The following is a 22,834-nucleotide window of genomic DNA, read 5'->3' as shown; positions in this document are numbered from 1 at the left end:
AAAGGAGAGGACGATGGTTGCGGTAAGAAGTGCACATATCAATAAGGCTGGTGAATTTGATCCGGAAAAATGGATCGCAAGTCTGGGTATTACCAGCCAGAAGTCGTGTGAGTGCTTAGCCGAAACCTGGGCGTATTGTCTGCAACAGACGCAGGGGCATCCGGATGCCAGTCTGTTATTGTGGCGTGGTGTTGAGATGGTGGAGATCCTCTCGACATTAAGTATGGACATTGACACGCTGCGGGCGGCGCTGCTGTTCCCTCTGGCGGATGCCAACGTAGTTAGCGAAGATGTGCTGCGTGAGAGCGTCGGTAAGTCGGTCGTTAACCTTATTCACGGCGTGCGTGATATGGCGGCGATCCGCCAGCTGAAAGCGACGCATACCGATTCTGTTTCCTCCGAACAGGTCGATAACGTTCGCCGGATGTTATTGGCGATGGTCGATGATTTCCGCTGTGTGGTTATCAAACTGGCAGAGCGTATTGCTCATCTGCGAGAAGTGAAAGACGCGCCGGAAGATGAACGCGTACTGGCGGCAAAAGAGTGCACCAATATCTACGCGCCGTTGGCGAACCGTCTTGGGATTGGGCAACTGAAATGGGAGCTGGAAGATTACTGCTTCCGTTATCTCCACCCGACCGAATACAAACGCATCGCAAAACTGCTGCATGAACGCCGTCTCGACCGCGAACACTATATCGAAGAGTTTGTCGGTCATCTGCGCGCTGAGATGAAAGCTGAAGGCGTTAAAGCTGAAGTGTATGGTCGTCCGAAACACATCTACAGTATCTGGCGCAAAATGCAGAAAAAGAACCTCGCCTTCGATGAGCTGTTTGATGTGCGTGCGGTACGTATTGTCGCCGAGCGTTTACAGGATTGTTATGCCGCACTGGGGATAGTGCACACTCACTATCGCCACCTGCCGGATGAGTTTGACGATTACGTTGCTAACCCGAAACCAAACGGTTATCAGTCTATTCATACCGTGGTTCTGGGGCCGGGTGGCAAAACCGTTGAGATCCAAATCCGCACCAAACAGATGCATGAAGATGCAGAGTTGGGTGTTGCTGCGCACTGGAAATATAAAGAAGGCGCGGCAGCTGGCGGCGCACGTTCGGGACATGAAGACCGAATTGCCTGGCTGCGTAAACTGATTGCGTGGCAGGAAGAGATGGCTGATTCCGGCGAAATGCTCGACGAAGTACGCAGCCAGGTTTTTGACGACCGGGTGTATGTCTTTACGCCGAAAGGCGATGTCGTTGATTTGCCTGCGGGATCAACGCCGCTGGACTTCGCTTACCACATCCACAGTGATGTCGGACACCGCTGCATCGGGGCAAAAATTGGCGGGCGCATTGTGCCGTTCACCTACCAGTTGCAGATGGGCGACCAGATTGAAATTATCACCCAGAAACAGCCGAACCCCAGCCGTGACTGGTTAAACCCAAACCTCGGTTACGTCACAACCAGCCGTGGGCGTTCGAAAATTCACGCCTGGTTCCGTAAACAGGATCGTGACAAAAATATTCTGGCAGGGCGGCAAATCCTTGACGACGAGCTGGAACATCTGGGGATCAGCCTGAAAGAAGCAGAAAAACATCTGCTGCCGCGTTACAACTTCAATGATGTCGACGAGTTGTTAGCAGCGATTGGTGGCGGGGATATCCGTCTCAATCAGATGGTGAACTTCCTGCAATCGCAATTTAATAAGCCGAGTGCCGAAGAGCAGGATGCCGCCGCGCTGAAGCAACTTCAGCAAAAAAGCTATACGCCGCAAAACCGCAGTAAAGATAACGGTCGTGTGGTGGTAGAAGGTGTCGGCAACCTGATGCACCACATCGCGCGCTGCTGTCAGCCGATTCCTGGAGATGAGATTGTCGGTTTCATTACCCAGGGGCGCGGTATTTCAGTACACCGCGCCGATTGCGAACAACTGGCGGAACTGCGCTCCCATGCGCCAGAACGCATTGTTGACGCGGTATGGGGCGAGAGTTACTCCGCCGGATATTCGCTGGTGGTCCGCGTGGTGGCTAATGATCGTAGTGGGTTGTTACGTGATATCACGACCATTCTCGCCAACGAGAAGGTGAACGTGCTTGGCGTTGCCAGCCGTAGCGACACCAAACAGCAACTGGCAACCATCGACATGACTATTGAGATTTACAACCTGCAAGTGCTGGGCCGCGTGCTGGGTAAACTCAACCAGGTGCCGGATGTTATCGACGCGCGTCGACTGCATGGGAATTAATCATGCATAGCTGGATATGGCATCAGCCGTATCCAGCGGTATCTTTTACTCGAAGGTATTACACCTGACAGACCCGCAATTTTCAGGACATTCTAATGAATCAAATCGACCGTTTGCTCACTATTATGCAGCGCCTGCGCGACCCGGAAAACGGCTGCCCGTGGGATAAAGAGCAGACATTTGCCACCATTGCACCTTACACCCTTGAAGAAACCTACGAGGTGCTGGACGCCATTGCCCGTGAAGATTTTGACGATCTGCGCGGTGAACTCGGCGATCTGCTGTTCCAGGTGGTGTTTTACGCACAAATGGCCCAGGAAGAAGGGCGCTTTGACTTTAATGATATTTGCGCTGCGATTAGCGATAAATTAGAGCGTCGCCATCCGCATGTTTTTGCTGACAGTTCTGCCGAAAACAGTCGTGAAGTGCTTGCCCGTTGGGAGCAAATCAAAACCGAAGAGCGCGCGCAGAAAGCGCAGCATTCGGCGCTGGACGATATTCCTCGTAGTTTACCGGCTTTAATGCGTGCGCAAAAAATCCAGAAACGTTGCGCCAACGTTGGCTTCGATTGGACGACGCTTGGTCCGGTAGTCGATAAAGTCTACGAAGAGATCGACGAGGTGATGTACGAGGCGCGGCAGGCTGTTGTCGACCAGGCTAAACTGGAGGATGAAATGGGTGACCTGCTGTTTGCCACGGTCAACATGGCCCGCCATTTAGGGACAAAAGCAGAGATTGCACTACAAAAAGCCAATGAAAAATTCGAGCGCCGTTTTCGCGAAGTGGAGCGTATTGTTGCCGCGCGTGGACTGGAAATGACAGGTGTAGACCTCGAAACAATGGAAGAAGTCTGGCAACAGGTAAAACGGCAGGAAATTGATCTCTAAGGGAATTACGTGGTCAAGCGCGATTTGTGTCATTTTTTAAATGACAAGCGCTTGATTTGCGTCAAAAACATTTACCCCAAAGGGGCTATTTTCTCACTCCTGATTTCAATGGTGAGCTGGCGAAGAGGAGGGATAATGAAAGTTTGTGGCACAGGTCATGTTCGGGTATACTGCTTTCCCGTCCTGGTTATTCCATCGTCTTTTCAACCTAACTTCTCAGGTTCAGCATGACAACGAACTATATTTTTGTGACCGGCGGGGTCGTATCCTCTCTGGGTAAAGGCATTGCCGCAGCCTCCCTCGCAGCCATTCTTGAAGCCCGTGGCCTCAATGTGACCATCATGAAACTGGATCCGTACATCAACGTCGATCCAGGTACTATGAGCCCAATCCAACACGGGGAAGTGTTCGTTACTGAAGACGGCGCTGAAACCGACCTGGACCTGGGGCATTACGAGCGTTTCATTCGTACCAAAATGAGCCGCCGCAACAACTTCACCACGGGTCGTATCTACTCTGACGTTCTGCGTAAAGAACGCCGCGGTGATTACCTCGGCGCAACCGTACAGGTTATTCCGCACATCACTAACGCTATCAAAGAGCGCGTGCTGGAAGGCGGTGAAGGTCATGACGTGGTACTGGTAGAAATCGGCGGTACTGTAGGTGATATCGAGTCCCTGCCGTTCCTCGAAGCGATTCGCCAGATGGCTGTTGAAATTGGCCGTGAGCACACCCTGTTTATGCACCTGACGCTGGTGCCGTACATGGCAGCGTCTGGTGAAGTCAAAACCAAACCGACTCAGCACTCTGTAAAAGAACTGCTCTCCATCGGTATCCAGCCTGACATCCTGATTTGTCGTTCAGATCGCGCTGTTCCGGCGAACGAACGTGCGAAGATTGCATTGTTCTGTAATGTTCCGGAAAAAGCGGTTATTTCTCTGAAAGACGTCGATTCCATCTATAAAATTCCGGGCCTGTTGAAATCGCAGGGGCTGGACGATTATATTTGTAAACGATTCAGCTTAAACTGCCCGGAAGCGAATCTGTCCGAATGGGAACAGGTTATCTTCGAAGAAGCGAATCCGGTAAGTGAAGTCACCATTGGTATGGTCGGCAAGTACATTGAACTGCCGGACGCTTACAAATCCGTGATCGAAGCACTGAAACACGGTGGGCTGAAGAATCGTGTCAGCGTCAACATCAAACTGATCGATTCACAAGATGTTGAAACGCGCGGCGTTGAAATCCTTAAAGGTCTGGACGCAATCCTCGTACCTGGCGGTTTCGGCTATCGTGGCGTAGAAGGCATGATTACGACCGCGCGTTTTGCGCGTGAGAACAATATTCCTTATCTGGGCATTTGCTTGGGTATGCAGGTGGCGTTAATTGATTACGCTCGCCATGTTGCCAACATGGAGAACGCCAACTCTACGGAATTTGTGCCAGACTGTAAGTACCCGGTTGTGGCGCTGATTACCGAGTGGCGCGATGAAAACGGCAACGTTGAAGTTCGTAGCGAGAAGAGCGATCTCGGCGGTACCATGCGTCTCGGCGCACAGCAGTGCCAGTTGGTTGACGATAGCCTGGTTCGCCAGCTGTACAATGCGCCGACAATTGTTGAGCGTCATCGTCACCGTTACGAAGTCAACAACATGCTGTTGAAACAGATTGAAGATGCAGGTCTGCGCGTTGCGGGCCGTTCCGGGGATGATCAGTTGGTCGAGATCATCGAAGTTCCGAATCACCCGTGGTTCGTGGCTTGTCAGTTCCATCCGGAGTTTACTTCTACTCCACGTGATGGCCACCCGCTGTTTGCAGGCTTTGTGAAAGCCGCCAGTGAGTTCCAGAAACGTCAGGCGAAGTAAGTAAAAAAGTTAGAACGGCAACGCGTACCCAGGGTACGCGTTGTTTGTCTGGAGTTTCAGTTTAACTAGTGACTTGAGGAAAACCTAATGTCCAAAATCGTAAAAATCATCGGTCGTGAAATCATCGACTCCCGTGGTAACCCGACTGTTGAAGCCGAAGTACATCTGGAGGGTGGTTTCGTCGGTATGGCAGCTGCTCCGTCAGGTGCTTCTACTGGTTCCCGTGAAGCTCTGGAACTGCGCGATGGCGACAAATCCCGTTTCCTGGGCAAAGGCGTAACTAAAGCTGTTGCTGCAGTTAACGGCCCGATCGCTCAGGCGCTGATTGGCAAAGATGCCAAAGATCAGGCTGGCATTGACAAGATCATGATCGACCTGGACGGCACCGAAAACAAATCCAAATTCGGCGCGAACGCAATCCTGGCTGTATCTCTGGCTAACGCCAAAGCTGCTGCTGCCGCTAAAGGCATGCCGCTGTACGAGCACATCGCTGAACTGAACGGTACTCCGGGCAAATACTCTATGCCGGTTCCGATGATGAACATCATCAACGGTGGTGAGCACGCTGACAACAACGTTGATATCCAGGAATTCATGATTCAGCCGGTTGGCGCGAAAACTGTGAAAGAAGCCATCCGCATGGGTTCTGAAGTTTTCCATCACCTGGCAAAAGTTCTGAAAGCGAAAGGCATGAACACTGCTGTTGGTGACGAAGGTGGCTATGCGCCGAACCTGGGTTCCAACGCTGAAGCTCTGGCTGTTATCGCTGAAGCTGTTAAAGCTGCTGGTTATGAACTGGGCAAAGACATCACTCTGGCGATGGACTGCGCAGCTTCTGAATTCTACAAAGACGGTAAATACGTTCTGGCTGGCGAAGGCAACAAAGCGTTCACCTCTGAAGAATTCACTCACTTCCTGGAAGAACTGACCAAACAGTACCCGATCGTTTCTATCGAAGACGGTCTGGACGAATCTGACTGGGACGGTTTCGCATACCAGACCAAAGTTCTGGGCGATAAAATCCAGCTGGTTGGTGACGACCTGTTCGTAACCAACACCAAGATCCTGAAAGAAGGTATCGAAAAAGGCATCGCTAACTCCATCCTGATCAAATTCAACCAGATCGGTTCTCTGACCGAAACTCTGGCTGCAATCAAGATGGCGAAAGACGCTGGCTACACTGCTGTAATCTCTCACCGTTCTGGCGAAACTGAAGACGCTACCATCGCTGACCTGGCTGTTGGTACTGCTGCAGGCCAGATCAAAACGGGTTCCATGAGCCGTTCTGACCGTGTTGCTAAATACAACCAGCTGATTCGTATCGAAGAAGCTCTGGGCGAAAAAGCACCGTACAACGGTCGTAAAGAGATCAAAGGCCAGGCATAAGCCTGACTTTATCTGATTTAAAAATGCCAGCCTTCGGGCTGGCATTTTTTATGGTTGAGTTACCAGCGACCGGAAGCACCGCCACCGCCAGAAGAACCGTCACCTCCGCTAAATCCGCCACCACTTGAGCCGCCACCAGAACCGCCGCTGTCTGAATGATAACTTCTACCTGATGCTTTTTTCTGTGGGACACATAACCAGGTAAAGACCATAATGATGGTGAAAGTAAAAAAGAAGGAAAATACAGCAATGGAAAAAGTTTGATCGGAGAACAGGAATAAATCTATAAGATAGACTGTTGAAATACAAACACTGCTTTTAAATGCCCGACAAAAATTATTGCCTTGATGAAAAAACCAGAAAGGGAAGAACATCACTGCAAATACCCAAAAAATAGCAAAGTAGTAATGATCACTGGAAGACGCTGATTCACTTTCTGAAGGATTAGACGAATATTGGTGTTGTGAAGTGAGTTGGTTATTCAAAGCGATTATAGCTAACTCTCATCCCTTAGCTAATTTTTGTTTTTTAAAGGCGGGTATCATGATGTTACGGATGATATTGCCAGCCAGAGCATCGGTTACCTTTTCTTCCAGCCCATAACCTACCTGAATGCGGACAGTTCGATCCGACCAGGCAACAACGATCAGTATCCCATCATTACGTTTGGCATCTCCTAAACGCCAATTGTCAAAAACCCTTGTAGCATATTGTTCAATAGAATCGCCTCCGGTGGATGGCACTATTAATACAGCGACCTGTGCCCGTGTTTTTTGTGTAATATCCTGCAGCTGTTGTGTCAGTGATTGTTGTTCAGACGTGCTTAAGGTACCAGTAATATCGGTCACCTGTTGGCGCAGCTCCGGCACAGCAATTTGCTGGGCAAGCACAGGAAGGCACCATAAAGTGAGTAGAAAAAGGATTATACGCATAACGATCACCAACGGTCGGATGAACCGCCACCGCCAGAAGAACCGCCGCCACCGCGGAAAGAGTTTTTCGACGAAGAACGAGAATGAGCATTACGATTCCCCGTTTTCTTGTTGCTTTTATGCCCTGATCCCAGTTTAAGATTGCCAGTAAATTTGGCCACAATGATCAGCAGAACGATGCCAGCAATGGTTATTGGGCCGATAAAATGATCAATTAGCCCAATAATTGTTGAGATGAACGCAATATCTTTATTACTGGCGAATACCAGGCACCATCCCACAACAATTATCAGCAGCACGACAAACAATGAATTTCGTCCTGATTCACGAACCTGCGGAGCCTTCTTTTGTTTTTTCACTTTAGCGTTTTTATTTTGGGGGGCCAGCATCATAGGAAATGTGCGGCATATATTAAAAACTACCGCGAGACGCTGCCAGCAGATTGCTGCGAAAAATAAACTAAAACAAACGACCGATACCCGCCGAATGATGACATCGTCCTGAAAGGAGAAAAACCAGACCATAGGAGTAATCATCGATATCATCCATATGCCAGGCCCGGGACGGCTGGTAAATCGCCAGAGGACAACGATGGCAACGATCATCAGTAATGTCCAGGCAAGACATGGCAGCGAGCGTTGCGGATTAGCAAACAGATGATTGGCTAAAGCATCCAAAGGGCTAAGATTCGCTTTTATATAGGTAAACTGTGCGATGCCTTCAATTCCCTGCGTTAACCCGGAGAAGAGATTATTTTTTTGAATTCCGGTTGCATATGGTAATGAACAATTTGCGCAGCTTGTTCCGGTGGCAGCATCTCTTCCAGTCCATGCCCAATCTTCATTGACGCCAGCCCTTCCGGCCAAACGACGAGAATTAAGATACCTTCGCCGTACCGCTTCTCTCCAACAGGTTTCCAGTGATATAACCCGTAGCTTTGCGAGGCTGCAAGTTTAATGTCTTTACCCCCAGTGGTCAGCGTTACCAACACGGCAACCTGAAAGTGGTTTTGCTGCTCGAGAGTCTGTAATTGTTGAGTTAAAGCAGTTTGTTCTTCTGTCGTTAATGTCCCGGTTAAGTCAGTTACTGAAGGCAATTGTTCAGCGAATGCCTGGAAACCACATAGCATCAGAAGTAAGAGAAAAATACGCATTTCAATTCCTTTTGTTACCAGCGCCCGGAGGCGCCACCGCCGCCAGATGAACCGCCGCCGCCGCTGAAATTATCATTGTCAAAAGAGGATGAAGAGGAAGATGACGACGATGATGAAGAACGCCTGGAGGCCGAGTTACTTCTTTCGTAATGTGACGGTCGGTTGGCACTGCGCATCGAATCCCGAACCTTTTTGCCGAAGGGGGTAAAAGCGATGGCGACAGCCAGGAACGGTGTGGCGAAGCAGAGTAATGTTGCGAGTACTCCCCAGCTTCCGCTGAAACCTGCTATAGGTAAAACAAAGGCCAGTACAATAGCTGTGAAGCAAATTAGTCCCAGCGTTTTGACATATCCTCTGGCGGAAATAAAGGTCAGTACTATTGCCCAGACTAACAAAGCCCACCAACCGCTAAAGGGCAAAGGGTGATCGGTCGGTGTTATCGCTTCTAAATTATTCCCCGTCAGACGATTATCAATATCGCTTATTCCCTTTTGCAAGCCGCCAGCAAGGTCGCCATTTTTAAATGCCGGAATAATACTGTTGCGAATAATTTTCCCGGACTGCGCATCCGTAATAACGCCTTCCAGTCCGTAACCGATTTCAATACGCACGGTATGATCCTGCCAGGCGACTAACAGTAGAACGCCATCATCGCGGTCTTTATCTCCGGGTTTCCAGCTATCGAATACCCGCGTTGCGTACTGCTCGATGGTTTCATCGCCTGTGGTTTCAACCACTAACACGACCAGTTGTGCGTGGCTTTTTTGCGTCAGCTCTTTAATCTGATTGGTCAACGTATTTACTTCATCGTTCGTCAATTTGCCGGTTAAGTCATTCACATACCTGGGTGATTCAGGCACTGGAATTTGTATGGCAAACACAGATGAACAAAAGAAAGCCATAAGGAAGATAAAATTTCGCACAGGACTTCCTCGCTTAATGAGCATTAGCATTCTGGCTAAAATCTATTGTTGGGGTTTTACTCACAGCGGCGACATCATCCGGTAAATAATTTTTCTTCGGTGTGTAATCCATGACTTTTGCGGTTAACACTGCGGGGAATTTGCGGATAGTGACATTATATTGTTCGATGGCTTTAATATATCTTCCTCGCGCAACGGCAATTCGATTTTCACTTCCTTCGAGCTGTACCATCAAATTTTGATAGAGTTCCTGGGCCTTTAGCTCAGGGTAACGTTCACTAATTATCGTTAACTGACCGAGAGTGCGAGACACCTGCGCCTGGGCCTGTTGCCAGACTTGTAATTTTTGTTCATCCCCCGGAGTTTGCTGAAGATCGCTACTGGCGCGATTAGCCTGACTACGTGCCAATGTTACGGCTTCCAGTACCTCTTGTTCATGGCTGGAATAACCTTTAATACTAGCGACAAGATTAGGAATAAGATCGGCGCGACGTTGATATTGATTTAATACCTCAGACCAGGAAGCGTTAACCTGCTCATCATAGGTTTGAATATCGTTATATCCACAGCCTGATAAATTGAAAATAAATATAATTACGATGAATATTCTGAGCATGGTTAAATTCCTTTTAATTAATTCCTTAAAACATAATACGCCACTTCATTTTATTCTTTATGATCTAATCCACTTTTTGCCTTAAACCTGCCTGTAACAGAATGTTAATAAGACATGATTGTTGTGGCAGGATCTGCAATAATTAACAATTATCCACTTCACAGAGAATGCTATGCAGTACCCGATTAACGAGATGTTCCAGACCCTGCAAGGTGAGGGTTACTTTACCGGCGTCCCCGCCATTTTTATTCGTTTACAGGGATGCCCGGTCGGCTGTGCCTGGTGCGACACCAAACACACCTGGGAAAAGCTTGAGGATCGGGAAGTCTCCCTTTTCAGCATTCTGGCGAAGACCAAAGAGAGTGATAAGTGGGGGGCGGCGAGCAGTGAAGATTTGCTGGCTGTCATTGGTCGTCAGGGATACACCGCGCGGCATGTGGTGATTACGGGTGGTGAGCCTTGCATTCATGATTTGCTGCCACTGACTGACCTGCTCGAAAAGAACGGTTTTAGCTGCCAGATCGAAACCAGCGGTACTCATGAAGTACGCTGCACGCCGAATACCTGGGTTACCGTATCGCCAAAGCTGAACATGCGCGGCGGCTATGAAGTGTTGTCACAGGCACTGGAGCGAGCCAACGAAATCAAGCATCCAGTGGGACGCGTACGTGATATTGAAGCACTGGATGAACTACTGGCAACGCTGACCGATGATAAACCACGAGTCATTGCACTGCAGCCAATTAGCCAGAAGGACGATGCCACACGTTTGTGCATTGAAACCTGTATTGCGCGTAACTGGCGTTTATCGATGCAAACACATAAATATTTAAATATTGCCTGATTAAACATTTATAAGCGTTATAAATGGGTGGAACCTGTAAAGACTTCCACTCATTTATATTCTTTGTCGCCTCTGAAAAAACTCCATTTTGCCCATTCTGGACTAATCATTATCATTCTCTACAAATTCTCTGGCGTTAATTTTTCGTTGGAGTGAAAATTATTGCAGTGAAGTTTGGTAGATTTTAGTGGGTATAGAGTTATTTTAAATATTTACTTTTTTAATCAATGGATTAAGTGTTCTTTAACATAATGGATGTGTTGTTTGTGTGATCCTGTAAAGTTGGTAGATTGTGACTGGCTTAAAAAATCATTAATTAATAATAGGTTATGTTTAGAGAGTTCCCCACGTCAGCGGGGATAAACCGCTATACGAAGTTATTAGGTCCGAAGAGGAGTTGAGTTCCCCACGTCAGCGGGGATAAACCGTTTACGTGTTATCGCGCACCGGCGACGGTGTGGAGTTCCCCGCGCCAGCGGGGATAAACCGATTCAGCAAATAGCGAATTTCATAAATATGATGTGTTCCCCGCGCCAGCGGGGATAAACCACCATATAACCCGTTATCTCTTTCTCAAGTTTTTATATTAGCTGTACTTGTAATAAGCAACATATCCACATAACACCTCATGTTCAAAATAGTTCCCCATGCCAGATAAGTTCACAATTATCGATACAAAAAATCAAATTTAATCAAAGTGTTATATGTATAATCCTTAAACCGTTAAGAAATTTTAATATATTATTTTTTTAATATTAATTAATGCCTGTTAATTTTTTCTTTAGAATAACAGTGTATTTTTTAAGCTTGTTATTCATTGATTAAGTAATAAATCTGGAAGTTTGTCTTTGTTTTGAGGCTAATGAGTGGTTTTACATAACCGCCTCTATACGCTGTTGATGAATAGTTCTTATGAATAAAGATATCCAGTTCATACTTTAAGTGAAAATTGATAAAGTGCGATTCGTATTGTCTTTTATTCTAAAGACATCGAGTGTAGTTAATATTCCTTGTAAAAACAGGGATAAACCGAACTAGTTAAAGTTTTTATTATGTTCCCTGCATCAGCGGGGATAAACCGGACTTGTTATCATTTTTTAAGTTGTCGAACTTATGTTCCCCGCGCCAGCGGGGATAACCATTCAGGTATGTTCAGGCCGGGCAGTTTCCCGCCCGGTCTTCCTCACTTACGCATTCGACCAGCTCTGGATCGAATCTGCATTCCCCAACTCACCATGCATCACTTCATACGATTTTTTCAGGATCACATCAGTGTGTTTGGTTAGGTCTTTGAAAATGCCTTTATTCATCGCGTCGTAGCGTTTGGCATTGCTCTCAATCGGCATAAAGATATCTTTCACGCGAACCATTTTGTCGACAGCCGTTGCGTAATCCGGGTATAGCCCCAGACCTACCGCTGTATTAATCGCGGCCCCCAGACTTGCGCAACCATTAATGGCGTTACGGCGTGCCGGAAGGTTGAACACGTCGGCAAAAATCTGCATAAACAGATCGCTGTTCGAACCACCGCCAGTAATGATCACATGTTTCGCAAAGTGATTCATTTCATGACACATATTGTCGTAATTGTTCTTCAGCGTCAGCGCCACGCTTTCCAGTATCGAACGATAAATCCATGCGTAATCCATGCTGGAATCAAAGCCGATCATAATCCCGCGTTTGTAGGGTTCCCACGGGTTGGTCAGCCAGTCCAGCACCGTCATCAGACCATTACAGCCAGGCGGCACACAACAAGCTTTTTTGTTGAGCAAATCTTCCGGTGAAAGATCCTGCGCCCTGGCATCCTGAATTAACGACTCGCCTAACATGTCGCGTAGCCAGCTCACCGTCCACATGCCTTTGCGAATACCGTAACCTTCATACAGCAAGGTTTGCGGAATAGAAGACATAATCGGCCAGTACGCTACCGGATCTTTCGGCAGTGCTTTGCCGTTCATCATCAGCGCGATGTAGGTACCAAGAGAAATTACCGCAGTTTCATCATCCAGTAACCCGGCTCCCAGTGCTTCTACCGGTTTATCACTGGTGGTACAAACAACCGGCAGCCCAGCCGGGAAATGTGTCGCCAGCGCGGCTTGTGGTGTGATATGCCCAAGAACAGTGCCCGGCATTTGCACATCAAAAAGCATCTGTCGGGGAATATTAAACTTCTCCATTACCGCGGTATCTTCGCTCCATGCCCAGGTCTTATAATCCACCGGCCACTGACCAAAATAGTTGGCGATATTGTCTTTAAACTCGCCGGTTAAACGGTGTGTCAGATAACCTGAAAAAGAGGTGACATATGCCACATCAGGATTGGTGTGCTCGTAGGGACGTGTTACGCGTGCATCCTGCCAGCTAATCAACGGCGCAGCTGGCGTGCCATCGGCTTTCAATAACTCACGGCAGCAACGGATAGATCCCAGACCAATGCCGACAATATCTTCTTTATTCCCGGCAAACTGGCTCATCAAATCGTGACCGGCAAAACATAATGATGCCCATAAATCGTCATCAGGATGTTCTGCGGTATCGGCATCTGGCGTGCGCATCGGCTGCAATAAGCCTTTGCCTTCGCATACCACATTACCTTCCAGATCGTACATCACCACTTTTGTGCTCTGACTTCCGCCATCAATCCCTATGATGTATTTTTTCGACATGATTTTTCTCCTGTAATTTTCTGGACTTACTTGTTGCTAGCCATTGCGGGGGCGCTATCAGCAGTACGAATTTTTTGGAACAGCAAAAAGGTAAAGACGATCACCATGGCAAGCGCCGCCATGCCCATCAGCCACATATTGCGGTAGGCTTCTGCCGCGGGCAGGGTGTCTTGCCAGTGGCCGATAATTGGGTAAACGAAGACATCCGGCAGAAATCCAATCACCGAACAAATACCTACCGTGGTGCCCATAATGTAAGACGGTGTTCTCGCTTCGCCAGGGCAGGCCCAGTACAGCCCGCGTGAGGCGTAACAGGTGAATCCCAGAAGTAAAATCAGACCAATCCCCATCGCGACCGATTGCGGGTTAGAGTTCGTGATGAGCAGGGCAGTTAACGCCAGCAGGCCGAGTACGGAAAGGATTTGGATCACGCGGGTAGGGGATTTCACTTTGCTGTAGGTGGTGATAATGCCACCAAGTGGGCCGCACAGTGCGCGGAAGATTTTGTTGATCACAATCCCCATGTAGCTCGCCGCCACCAGCGACATGCCGTACATTTCGGTCAGATAGTTGGTGGAGTAACTCAGAATGGCGTAGATGGTGAAGACGCCAAAAATCACCATGCTGCAGTACCATGTGGTGCTGATGCGCAAAACGGCAAGGATGTCGCTAAGCTGGAATGACTGTTTTTCTTCGTTATTGGCATTGCGCAGGTTGTTGTTATCGCTAACAAAAAACCAGCACAGAATCCCCAATAAAATGTAGACCACACTATAGATGATAATGACCGTTTTCAGGCTGGCGCTGTCATCCGGTGCAAAGCGAGAAAAGACCCACATGGTAAACACCGCCAGCGACATTACACCGACGCCGCGCAGCCCTTCCATCCAGCCCATAATTTTCCCCTGCTCGCTATGATCGCCAAGCAACGATGCGGCTTTAATCGACACCGACCACAGCATTAAAATCGTCGTTATCGCAAAGGCGACCTGAATACAGAGCATTACCCACAGCGGTGGATACGTTGCCATTAACAGACCCAGCAATCCGGTAATGATCATCGCGGAAGTAATCATTTTGCGGTGTGAAAATTTATCGGCAATAACGCCGCTGGGGGCATAAAGAATAATAGCCGCAATACCAAAGGTACTCATTATTAAACCTATCTCGGTATTGCTGAATCCCATAAATTTCGCCATGGGAATTTGATAAATATAACGTAAATAAGCCAGGTCGAAACTAACGCCGCCGCTAAAACTAATTATCGCGAGGGTTATCCAACGGCGATATGAGTTGTGTTGCATATCGTATTCCCATTTGTAATAGACAAAAAAAAGAGAAAAGTAAGCCGCCCTTTCAGGTGGATTACTTTTCTCAGGTCTCTAGTAATTGCAGTAAGAAATAACATGGAAAGCAGTGGTGTTGTGTGAGAGTAATCACGCTTCTGCTTTTTAAAATTATTTGACAATTCGAATATCACACTGTGATTACGATCACATTAGCACTTATTCCCTTATGATAAAAATTATCTCCAGTTACCAGAGATAATGAGAAAGGTAACTTCCCTCTCGCGGGGGAAGTTACCTTTCTTTTTTTTTGCCTTACGGAAATTGGAGCTAACTATGTCAATCGAATCTCTCAATGCGTTCTCAATGGATTTTTTCTCCCTGAAAGGTAAAACCGCAATTGTTACCGGCGGGAATAGCGGTTTAGGCCAGGCATTTGCCATGGCGCTGGCAAAAGCAGGCGCAAATATCTTTATTCCAAGTTTCGTTAAAGATAATGGCGAAACAAAGGAAATGATTGAAAAACAGGGTGTTGAGGTGGACTTCATGCAGGTGGATATCACCGCAGAAGGCGCGCCGCAGAAGATAATTACCGCCTGTTGTGAACGTTTCGGCACCGTCGATATTCTGGTTAACAATGCCGGTATATGTAAGCTGAATAAGGTGCTGGATTTCGGTCGTGCCGACTGGGACCCGATGATTGACGTGAACCTGACCGCCGCATTCGAGTTAAGCTACGAAGCGGCAAAAATTATGATCCCGCAGAAAAGCGGTAAAATCATTAATATCTGTTCACTGTTTTCTTACTTAGGTGGTCAATGGTCACCTGCTTATTCTGCCACTAAACACGCCCTTGCCGGATTTACCAAAGCCTATTGCGATGAATTAGGTCAATATAATATTCAGGTAAATGGTATTGCCCCAGGATATTACGCTACCGATATCACCCTGGCGACACGCAGTAATCCAGAAACCAATCAGCGCGTTCTTGATCATATTCCAGCAAACCGTTGGGGCGATACTCAGGATTTAATGGGCGCAGCCATATTTCTCGCAAGTCCGGCATCGAATTATGTCAACGGGCATTTATTAGTGGTTGATGGCGGTTATTTAGTGCGCTAATCCATAACGGTGGTTTCTGATTTCTTTTATTAATGACTATTCCATTTTTATTATCAGGAAGGAATTACTATGTCTTTATCTCGCGCAGCGATTGTCGACCAGCTAAAGGAAATTGTTGGTGCAGATCGCGTAATTACCGATGAAACGGTATTGAAGAAAAACAGTATTGATCGTTTTCGTAAATTTCCGGATATTCATGGTATTTATACTTTGCCTATTCCGGCAGCGGTCGTAAAACTCGGTTCCACAGAGCAAGTGTCCCGTGTGCTGAATTTTATGAATGCACACAAAATTAACGGTGTGCCGCGTACCGGGGCTTCCGCTACCGAAGGTGGGCTGGAAACCGTTGTGGAAAACTCGGTGGTGCTCGACGGCTCTGCCATGAATCAAATCATTAATATTGATATTGAGAATATGCAGGCCACGGCGCAATGCGGTGTTCCGCTGGAAGTGCTGGAAAACGCGTTGCGTGAAAAAGGTTACACCACGGGGCACTCTCCGCAGTCAAAACCGTTGGCACAGATGGGTGGACTGGTGGCGACCCGTAGTATTGGGCAGTTCTCCACACTCTACGGCGCAATCGAGGATATGGTCGTTGGCCTGGAAGCAGTACTGGCTGATGGCACCGTGACACGCATTAAAAACGTGCCACGACGCGCGGCGGGTCCGGACATTCGTCACATCATCATCGGCAACGAAGGCGCATTGTGCTATATCACTGAAGTCACTGTGAAAATCTTTAAATTCACTCCGGAAAACAACCTCTTCTACGGCTATATCCTGGAAGACATGAAAACCGGCTTCAACATCCTGCGTGAAATCATGGTGGAAGGATATCGTCCGTCGATCGCTCGTTTGTATGACGCTGAAGATGGCACCCAACACTTCACCCATTTTGCCGACGGAAAATGCGTGCTGATCTTTATGGCTGAAGGTAACCCTCGCATTGCGAAGGCGACGGGCGAAGGGATTGCTGAAATCGTGGCACGTTACCCGCAATGCCAGCGCGTGGACAGCAAGCTGATCGAAACCTGGTTTAACAACCTGAACTGGGGACCGGATAAAGTGGCTGCCGAACGTGTGCAGATCCTCAAAACCGGCAACATGGGCTTTACCACCGAAGTGTCCGGATGCTGGAGTTGCATACACGAAATCTACGAAAGCGTTATTAACCGTATTCGTACCGAGTTCGCGCACGCCGACGACATCACCATGCTGGGCGGTCACTCCTCTCATAGCTATCAGAACGGCACCAACATGTACTTCGTCTACGACTACAACGTCGTTGACTGTAAGCCGGAAGAGGAAATCGACAAGTACCACAATCCGCTCAACAAAATCATCTGCGAAGAAACCATTCGCCTCGGCGGTTCGATGGTGCACCACCACGGTATCGGTAAACATCGCGTTCACTGGAGCAAACTGGAACACGGCAGCGCGTGGGCATTGCTGGAAGGGCTGAAAAAACAGTTCGATCCTAACGGTATTATGAATACGGGTACTATCTATCCGATTGAAAAATAATGTGTCAGGCAGCGTTTCGCGATGACGGGGCGTTGTCTTTTCGGCTTCTCAACCGGGAAGCCGTTCTTATTACCGGACAATGAAGGGGTAAAGATGAACACTTCACCGGTGCGAATGGATGATTTACCGCTTAACCGTTTTCACTGTCGAATTGCTGCGCTGACTTTCGGCGCACACCTGACCGACGGTTATGTTCTCGGCGTCATTGGTTACGCCATAATTCAGCTTACTCCAGCCATGCAACTGACGCCGTTTATGGCGGGAATGATTGGTGGCTCGGCGCTACTTGGCCTGTTTATCGGCAGCCTGGTTTTGGGGTGGATCTCCGACCATATCGGGCGGCAAAAAATCTTCACCTTCAGCTTTATGCTGATTACGCTCGCCTCGTTCCTGCAATTTTTTGCCACCACGCCAGAGCATCTTATTGGACTGCGCATTTTGATCGGCATTGGGCTGGGAGGTGATTACTCAGTAGGTCACACCTTGCTGGCTGAATTTTCCCCGCGCCGCCATCGCGGTATTTTGCTGGGCGCTTTCAGCGTGGTGTGGACCGTAGGTTATGTGTTGGCAAGTCTTGCCGGACATCACTTAATTAGCGAAAGCCCCGAAGCCTGGCGATGGTTACTTGCATCGGCGGCATTTCCTGCCCTGTTGATTACGTTGTTACGTTGGGGAACGCCAGAATCGCCACGCTGGCTACTGCGCCAGGGGCGTTTTGCAGAAGCTCACGCTATCGTGCATCGCTATTTTGGTCCCCATGTTTTACTGGGCGATGAAGTGGCAACGGCGACCCATAAACACATCAAAACCTTGTTCTCTTCGCGCTACTGGCGGCGCACGGCGTTTAACAGCATCTTCTTTGTCTGCCTCGTGATCCCGTGGTTTGTGATTTATACCTGGCTGCCAACTATCGCCCAGACTATTGGACTGGAAGATGCGCTGACTGCCAGCCTGATGCTTAATGCGTTGTTAATTGTGGGCGCGCTGCTGGGATTAGTTCTGACGCACCTGCTGGCACATCGCAAATTTTTGCTGGGAAGTTTTTTGCTGCTGGCGGCAACGCTGGTAGTGATGGCCTGTTTGCCTTCTGGCAGTTCATTAACGCTGCTGCTTTTTGTTCTCTTCAGCACCACCATTTCGTCAGTCAGTAATCTGGTGGGCATTTTGCCTGCGGAAAGTTTTCCTACTGACATTCGCTCGCTGGGTATCGGTTTTGCCACTGCCATGAGTCGGTTGGGGGCGGCGGTAAGTACTGGCCTGCTGCCGTGGGTGCTGGCGCAGTGGGGAATGCAAGTCACCTTATTGCTCCTGGCGGCAGTGTTGTTGGTTGGTTTTGTTGTGACCTGGCTATGGGCACCAGAAACCAAAGCACTCCCGCTGGTGGCGGCGGGAAATGTAGGAGGTACGAATGAACATTCTGTTAGCGTTTAAAGCCGAACCGGATGCCGGAATGCTGGCGGAAAAAGAGTGGCAGGCAGCGGCTCAGGGTAATAGCGGACCGGATGTTTCGCTTCTGCGAAGTTTACTCGGTGCTGATGAACAGGCTGCCGCCGCGCTGCTGTTGGCGCAGAGAAAAAACGGTATGTCGATGTCTTTAACCGCGTTGAGCATGGGGGATGAACGGGCGTTGCACTGGCTGCGCTATCTCATGGCTCTTGGGTTTGAGGAAGCTGTATTGCTGGAGACGGCGGCAGATCTGCGCTTTGCGCCGGAATTTGTCGCTCGCCATATTGCCGAATGGCAGCGCCAGAATCCGCTGGATCTGATCATTACTGGCTGCCAGAGCAGCGAAGGGCAGAACGGGCAAACGCCATTTTTGCTGGCGGAAATGCTGACTTGGCCCTGCTTTACCCAGGTGGAGCGTTTTACTCTCGACGCACCGTTTATCTCGCTCGAACAGCGTACTGAACATGGATTACGCTGTTGTCGGGTTCGCTTGCCTGCGGTGATTGCCGTGCGCCAGTGTGGCGAGGTGGCCTTGCCAGTACCGGGAATGCGCCAGCGAATGGCTGCGGGGAAAGCTGAAATTATCCGCAAAACTGTTACTGCTGAATCGCCAGCGATGCAGTGCCGGCAACTGGAAAGGCCAGAGCAACGACGCGGTGCAACGCTTCTTGATGGGCAAACGGTAGCAGAAAAAGCGCAAAAGCTATGGCAGGACTATTTACGCCAAAGGATGCAGCCATGAATATCGCCATTGTGACAATAAATCAGGACCATGCCGCAATAGCGGGCTGGCTGGCGGAGCAGGATTTCAGCGGCAGCACATTAACGCACTGGCAAATCGAGCCGCAGCCGATGGTCGCGGAACAGGTGCTGGATGCGCTGGTAGAACAGTGGCAGCGAACGCCTGCGGACGTTGTTCTCTTTCCGCCGGGAACGTTTGGTGATGAACTGTCGACACGGTTGGCCTGGCGATTACATGGTGCAAGCATCAGCCAGGTGACTTCGTTAGATATTTCAACCGGAAGCGTACGCAAATCCCACTGGGGAAATGCGCTAACGGCGACGCTGCAAACAGAAAAACGCCCGCTATGCCTCTCCCTGGCGCGTCAGGCGGGAGCAGATAAAAACGCCTCGTTGCCCCCGGGTATGCAGCAACTGAACATTGTCCCAGGTGCGCTTCCCAGCTGGCTGGTTAGCATAGTGAACCTGAAAAATGTTACCCGCGACCCATTAGCTGAGGCCAGACGGGTGCTGGTGGTGGGGCAGGGCGGAGAGGCAGATAACCAGGAAATCGCTATGCTGGCAGAAAAGCTGGGAGCCGAAGTGGGCTACAGTCGGGCACGAGTGATGAACGGTGGCGTTGATGCTGAAAAAGTGATTGGTATTTCAGGACATCTGCTGGCACCTGAGGTGTGCATTGTTGTTGGCGCTTCCGGCGCAGCAGCGTTAATGGCGGGCGTACGCAATAGCAAGTTTGTGGTGGCGATTAATCATGACGCCAGCGCAGCGGTATTTTCACAGGCAGATGTTGGCGTGGTTGATGACTGGAAAGTGGTGCTGGAGGCACTGGTGACAAACATTCACGCAGATTGCCAATAACGTGTTGCCGGATGATCCTGCCTACGGTTCTTGCCAGGGGACTTGTAGGCCTGATAAGACGCGTCAAGCGTCGCATCAGGCGCTGAATGTCGGATGTGGCGTGCAGCCTACAAATCACACAAATTCAATTCGTTACGATTATCTCGTCAAAGCAATTTTTTCGCTAACGTCCAGACCCCGGTATTCGTGGTAGAAAGCGCCACTACACCGGCGTTAATCGCATTACGCGCATCTTCTTCATCGCACACCAGCCCGCCAGCAATCAGCGGCTGGTGGATTTTCTCCGTTACCCAGCCCAGCACTTTAGGCATACAGCCTGGCAGAATTTCAATACAATCAGGATTCGATTGCGCAACCTGCTTATCAATGTTGTGAAAAGAAATCGAGTCGACAATAAACAAGCGATGAATACAGAAAAAGCCTTCCGCTCTCGCCGCTTTTAGCATTGACGCTTTGGTACTGATAATGCCGTCCGCCTCGGTCACCAGTTTCAGAAACTGAATTACTACTTCTTTATTTGACGCGCCTTCCAGCAAATCGACATGAATAAAAGCATATTTTCCGGCGTTCTTAATCTTTTTGACGATATGACTGATGGTGCAAATATTGCCGTATAACACGGAAATAAACTGGCATTCAGAATCGATTGCCAACTGCAGGCTGGCATTATCTTTAACGGCAGCAATCACCGGATTCTGGCGGAGCAGGTGTAAGAGGGGCATAAATTATCCTTATTATTTATCCAAAGCGGTAGATGATGCCGAATCCGGAAGGCGGATAGCGCCACTGTTGCAGTGTTTTTTCATCGCACAGCAAACGGCAGGTGCCACACTCCAGACAATTACGATAATCAACGTGCAAATCACCTTCCGGTGTGAGCGAAAAAAGACCAGCCGGACAAGCGTTAATCAACCGTTCTGCCGTCTGGCGCTCAACGGAGTCAGCCGGAACAATATGTGGCGCATCAGCAGCGCGCCAGAGATTACGGGCTACAGACATCGAATACTCCTGACAACATCGCCCGCCAGATGCCACAGGCCATGACGACGTAAATGACGCCAGAGCAACTGGCGCAGCGGCGGAACAGGTTTATCACCCTGATCCCATAAATCGCGGGAAATATCCTGCATTAACGCAGGCCACTTACGGTACCAGCCCGGGCGTTGCAAAAGCGCCGGAACATGCTGATAGCGCTGTAGAACATCCCACAGCAGGCTGCGCTCTACGTTGTAATGATAAAGCGGAAACAGATTTTGCGGCTCGCGGTGCTGGCAGGCGCTTATCAGCGTTTGTGCCGCCGCCTGTGCGCCAGCCAGCGCCATATCCATGCCGCGCACGGAAATTCCGGTATTGACGCAACTGCGCAACGCATCGCCCAGCAGCAGCCAGCCGTTACCGGCGTATTGCACCGGCATACTGTGCAAGCCACCTTCTGGCACCAGATGCGCACCATACTCCAGTGATTCCGTGTTTTTGATAAGCGGGCGCACTGCCGGATGCGTTTTAAAGCGAGCCAGCAGCTCGCTTGCCGGAACACGACTTTGCGTAAGTGAAGAGAGCGGGCAAACAATCCCTAACGAGAGCGTTTGTTGATTAGTATAAAGAAATGCGCCGTCGGGTAAGTCATCACAGATTCCGCCGCTGAACAGCAACGCTGCGCCTTCGTTATTCTCCAGATGAAAACGTTCTTCAATAGCGGATGTTTCCAGTGACAGAACTTCTTTAATCCCCAACGCCATCACTTCGCCAGCAGGACGAGTCACTAACCCGTGACGCTCAGACAGGACGCTGTTGGCACCTTCTGCCAGCACCACATAACGGGCGCGGAGAATATCGTCACCACAAATAACGCCGCAAACTCTGCCTTTTTCTTCATACAGTGCATCCACCGTCGTACCGGGGATGCATTCGACACCTTCTTTTTCGGCTTCGGCAACCAGCCACGGATCGAATCGCGCACGTAATACACTCCAGGATTCACCGCCGGGCTGTAAGCTGGAAAACGTCGTTGCGCCATCCGGCGTTAGCAGAGAAAGACTTTCGTGAGTGATGCGTCGTTCAAGAGGCGCGGTCAGGTGAAACTGAGGGAGGAGTTCCGCGAGCGCATGGGTGTATAAACGCCCGCCGGAAAGGTTTTTACTGCCGGGAATTTCAGCGCGTTCCAGTAACAGAACGGATAAACCTGCCCGCGCGCAGCGTAAAGAACAAGCGGTGCCTGCTATACCCGCACCAATAATAATAATGTCGCAGTCGTCTTCCATGTCATGCCCCAGATATCCAGAGCGCAACACCCTAACATAGCGTTACTTAAGGGAAATTGACCGCCGACACACTCTT

At 49.3% G+C, this 22,834-nt stretch carries 16 protein-coding genes and 3 pseudogenes; 10 read left to right on the top strand and 9 right to left on the bottom strand.

Features of this window, described 5'->3' with window-relative positions:
• Positions 1 to 13 precede the first annotated feature (13 nt).
• From relA to eno, 4 genes are all read left to right on the top strand, one after another.
• Positions 14 to 2,248: a GTP diphosphokinase gene (gene relA, locus QUE74_RS18195; protein WP_000226814.1), complete on the top strand. Its 2,235-nt coding sequence runs from the start codon at positions 14 to 16 to the stop codon at positions 2,246 to 2,248.
• A gap of 95 nt (positions 2,249 to 2,343) precedes the next feature.
• Positions 2,344 to 3,135: a nucleoside triphosphate pyrophosphohydrolase gene (gene mazG / locus QUE74_RS18190; RefSeq protein WP_001071636.1), complete on the top strand. Its 792-nt coding sequence runs from the start codon at positions 2,344 to 2,346 to the stop codon at positions 3,133 to 3,135.
• Positions 3,136 to 3,362: 227 nt separating this feature from the next.
• Complete coding sequence (gene pyrG, locus QUE74_RS18185; protein WP_000210878.1) at positions 3,363 to 5,000, top strand: glutamine hydrolyzing CTP synthase; 1,638 nt, start codon at positions 3,363 to 3,365, stop codon at positions 4,998 to 5,000.
• An 87-nt stretch (positions 5,001 to 5,087) separates the two neighbouring features.
• Positions 5,088 to 6,386, top strand: a complete 1,299-nt coding sequence (eno, locus tag QUE74_RS18180) for a phosphopyruvate hydratase (protein ID WP_000036723.1) — start codon at positions 5,088 to 5,090, stop codon at positions 6,384 to 6,386.
• A gap of 59 nt (positions 6,387 to 6,445) precedes the next feature.
• Here eno and QUE74_RS18175 read toward each other — a convergent pair.
• The 4 genes and pseudogenes from QUE74_RS18175 to QUE74_RS18160 all read right to left on the bottom strand — a co-directional run bounded on the left by QUE74_RS18175 (position 6,446) and on the right by QUE74_RS18160 (position 10,010).
• Positions 6,446 to 7,318, bottom strand: a pseudogene (locus QUE74_RS18175) (TPM domain-containing protein).
• Between the two features lie 5 nt (positions 7,319 to 7,323).
• Positions 7,324 to 8,471: pseudogene (locus tag QUE74_RS18170) on the bottom strand (TPM domain-containing protein).
• A gap of 251 nt (positions 8,472 to 8,722) precedes the next feature.
• A pseudogene (locus QUE74_RS18165) lies at positions 8,723 to 9,394 on the bottom strand (TPM domain-containing protein); the annotation flags it as partial.
• A 13-nt stretch (positions 9,395 to 9,407) separates the two neighbouring features.
• Positions 9,408 to 10,010 carry a LemA family protein gene (locus QUE74_RS18160; protein WP_000944225.1) on the bottom strand — a complete coding sequence of 201 codons (603 nt, stop codon included), beginning with the start codon at positions 10,008 to 10,010 and terminating at the stop codon, positions 9,408 to 9,410.
• A gap of 172 nt (positions 10,011 to 10,182) precedes the next feature.
• On the opposite strand from QUE74_RS18160, the gene queE reads away from it, so the two are divergent.
• Positions 10,183 to 10,854 carry a 7-carboxy-7-deazaguanine synthase QueE gene (queE, locus tag QUE74_RS18155; protein WP_001199973.1) on the top strand — a complete coding sequence of 224 codons (672 nt, stop codon included), beginning with the start codon at positions 10,183 to 10,185 and terminating at the stop codon, positions 10,852 to 10,854.
• 1,187 nt (positions 10,855 to 12,041) lie between these two features.
• On the opposite strand, the gene QUE74_RS18150 is transcribed toward queE, so the two are convergent.
• Both QUE74_RS18150 and QUE74_RS18145 read right to left on the bottom strand, forming a co-directional pair.
• The gene (locus QUE74_RS18150; protein ID WP_286331676.1) at positions 12,042 to 13,520 is read right to left on the bottom strand and encodes an FGGY-family carbohydrate kinase; all 1,479 of its coding nucleotides are present in this window, start codon (positions 13,518 to 13,520) and stop codon (positions 12,042 to 12,044) included.
• Between the two features lie 26 nt (positions 13,521 to 13,546).
• Complete coding sequence (locus tag QUE74_RS18145; protein WP_001164551.1) at positions 13,547 to 14,824, bottom strand: MFS transporter; 1,278 nt, start codon at positions 14,822 to 14,824, stop codon at positions 13,547 to 13,549.
• Positions 14,825 to 15,142: 318 nt separating this feature from the next.
• On the opposite strand from QUE74_RS18145, the gene QUE74_RS18140 reads away from it, so the two are divergent.
• From QUE74_RS18140 to QUE74_RS18120, 5 genes are all read left to right on the top strand, one after another.
• Positions 15,143 to 15,928, top strand: a complete 786-nt coding sequence (locus QUE74_RS18140) for an SDR family oxidoreductase (RefSeq protein ID WP_000021331.1) — start codon at positions 15,143 to 15,145, stop codon at positions 15,926 to 15,928.
• A gap of 69 nt (positions 15,929 to 15,997) precedes the next feature.
• Positions 15,998 to 17,452: an FAD-binding oxidoreductase gene (locus QUE74_RS18135; protein ID WP_000059297.1), complete on the top strand. Its 1,455-nt coding sequence runs from the start codon at positions 15,998 to 16,000 to the stop codon at positions 17,450 to 17,452.
• Between the two features lie 21 nt (positions 17,453 to 17,473).
• Positions 17,474 to 18,883 (top strand): MFS transporter, encoded by a 1,410-nt coding sequence (locus QUE74_RS18130; protein WP_000147691.1) that lies wholly within the window; start codon positions 17,474 to 17,476, stop codon positions 18,881 to 18,883.
• On the top strand, positions 18,861 to 19,640 hold the full coding sequence (locus QUE74_RS18125) for an adenine nucleotide alpha hydrolase family protein (RefSeq protein ID WP_001023524.1): 780 nt from the start codon (positions 18,861 to 18,863) through the stop codon (positions 19,638 to 19,640). Before QUE74_RS18130 ends, QUE74_RS18125 begins: the two co-directional genes overlap by 23 nt.
• On the top strand, positions 19,637 to 20,497 hold the full coding sequence (locus QUE74_RS18120; RefSeq protein ID WP_001354929.1) for an electron transfer flavoprotein subunit alpha/FixB family protein: 861 nt from the start codon (positions 19,637 to 19,639) through the stop codon (positions 20,495 to 20,497). Before QUE74_RS18125 ends, QUE74_RS18120 begins: the two co-directional genes overlap by 4 nt.
• 146 nt (positions 20,498 to 20,643) lie before the next feature.
• Here QUE74_RS18120 and QUE74_RS18115 read toward each other — a convergent pair whose 3' ends face one another.
• From QUE74_RS18115 to QUE74_RS18105, 3 genes are read right to left on the bottom strand one after another with little or no spacing between them, the layout of a single operon-like run.
• Entirely contained in the window at positions 20,644 to 21,219 is a 576-nt protein-coding gene (locus QUE74_RS18115; protein ID WP_001130254.1) for a glycerol-3-phosphate responsive antiterminator, read from the bottom strand.
• 16 nt (positions 21,220 to 21,235) lie between these two features.
• Complete coding sequence (locus tag QUE74_RS18110) at positions 21,236 to 21,496, bottom strand: ferredoxin family protein (protein WP_000109505.1); 261 nt, start codon at positions 21,494 to 21,496, stop codon at positions 21,236 to 21,238.
• Positions 21,487 to 22,758 carry an FAD-dependent oxidoreductase gene (locus QUE74_RS18105; RefSeq protein WP_001354928.1) on the bottom strand — a complete coding sequence of 424 codons (1,272 nt, stop codon included), beginning with the start codon at positions 22,756 to 22,758 and terminating at the stop codon, positions 21,487 to 21,489. Before QUE74_RS18105 ends, QUE74_RS18110 begins: the two co-directional genes overlap by 10 nt.
• Between the last annotated feature and the right edge of the window lie 76 nt (positions 22,759 to 22,834).

The organism is Escherichia sp. 10290, assembly GCF_030295155.1.
Taxonomy (GTDB): domain Bacteria; phylum Pseudomonadota; class Gammaproteobacteria; order Enterobacterales; family Enterobacteriaceae; genus Escherichia; species Escherichia coli_F.
Note: the sequence above shows the minus strand (reverse complement) of the source record. Positions and strands in the feature narration are given on the sequence as shown.

Bases quoted from the DNA above. Each gene is read 5' to 3' on its own strand.
- relA (WP_000226814.1), top strand. From the start codon at position 14: ATGGTTGCGGTAAGAAGTGCACATATCAATAAGGCTGGTGAATTTGAT.
- mazG (WP_001071636.1), top strand. From the start codon at position 2,344: ATGAATCAAATCGACCGTTTGCTCACTATTATGCAGCGCCTGCGCGAC.
- pyrG (WP_000210878.1), top strand. From the start codon at position 3,363: ATGACAACGAACTATATTTTTGTGACCGGCGGGGTCGTATCCTCTCTG.
- eno (WP_000036723.1), top strand. From the start codon at position 5,088: ATGTCCAAAATCGTAAAAATCATCGGTCGTGAAATCATCGACTCCCGT.
- QUE74_RS18160 (WP_000944225.1), bottom strand. From the start codon at position 10,010: ATGCTCAGAATATTCATCGTAATTATATTTATTTTCAATTTATCAGGC.
- queE (WP_001199973.1), top strand. From the start codon at position 10,183: ATGCAGTACCCGATTAACGAGATGTTCCAGACCCTGCAAGGTGAGGGT.
- QUE74_RS18150 (WP_286331676.1), bottom strand. From the start codon at position 13,520: ATGTCGAAAAAATACATCATAGGGATTGATGGCGGAAGTCAGAGCACA.
- QUE74_RS18145 (WP_001164551.1), bottom strand. From the start codon at position 14,824: ATGCAACACAACTCATATCGCCGTTGGATAACCCTCGCGATAATTAGT.
- QUE74_RS18140 (WP_000021331.1), top strand. From the start codon at position 15,143: ATGTCAATCGAATCTCTCAATGCGTTCTCAATGGATTTTTTCTCCCTG.
- QUE74_RS18135 (WP_000059297.1), top strand. From the start codon at position 15,998: ATGTCTTTATCTCGCGCAGCGATTGTCGACCAGCTAAAGGAAATTGTT.
- QUE74_RS18130 (WP_000147691.1), top strand. From the start codon at position 17,474: ATGACGGGGCGTTGTCTTTTCGGCTTCTCAACCGGGAAGCCGTTCTTA.
- QUE74_RS18125 (WP_001023524.1), top strand. From the start codon at position 18,861: ATGAACATTCTGTTAGCGTTTAAAGCCGAACCGGATGCCGGAATGCTG.
- QUE74_RS18120 (WP_001354929.1), top strand. From the start codon at position 19,637: ATGAATATCGCCATTGTGACAATAAATCAGGACCATGCCGCAATAGCG.
- QUE74_RS18115 (WP_001130254.1), bottom strand. From the start codon at position 21,219: ATGCCCCTCTTACACCTGCTCCGCCAGAATCCGGTGATTGCTGCCGTT.
- QUE74_RS18110 (WP_000109505.1), bottom strand. From the start codon at position 21,496: ATGTCTGTAGCCCGTAATCTCTGGCGCGCTGCTGATGCGCCACATATT.
- QUE74_RS18105 (WP_001354928.1), bottom strand. From the start codon at position 22,758: ATGGAAGACGACTGCGACATTATTATTATTGGTGCGGGTATAGCAGGC.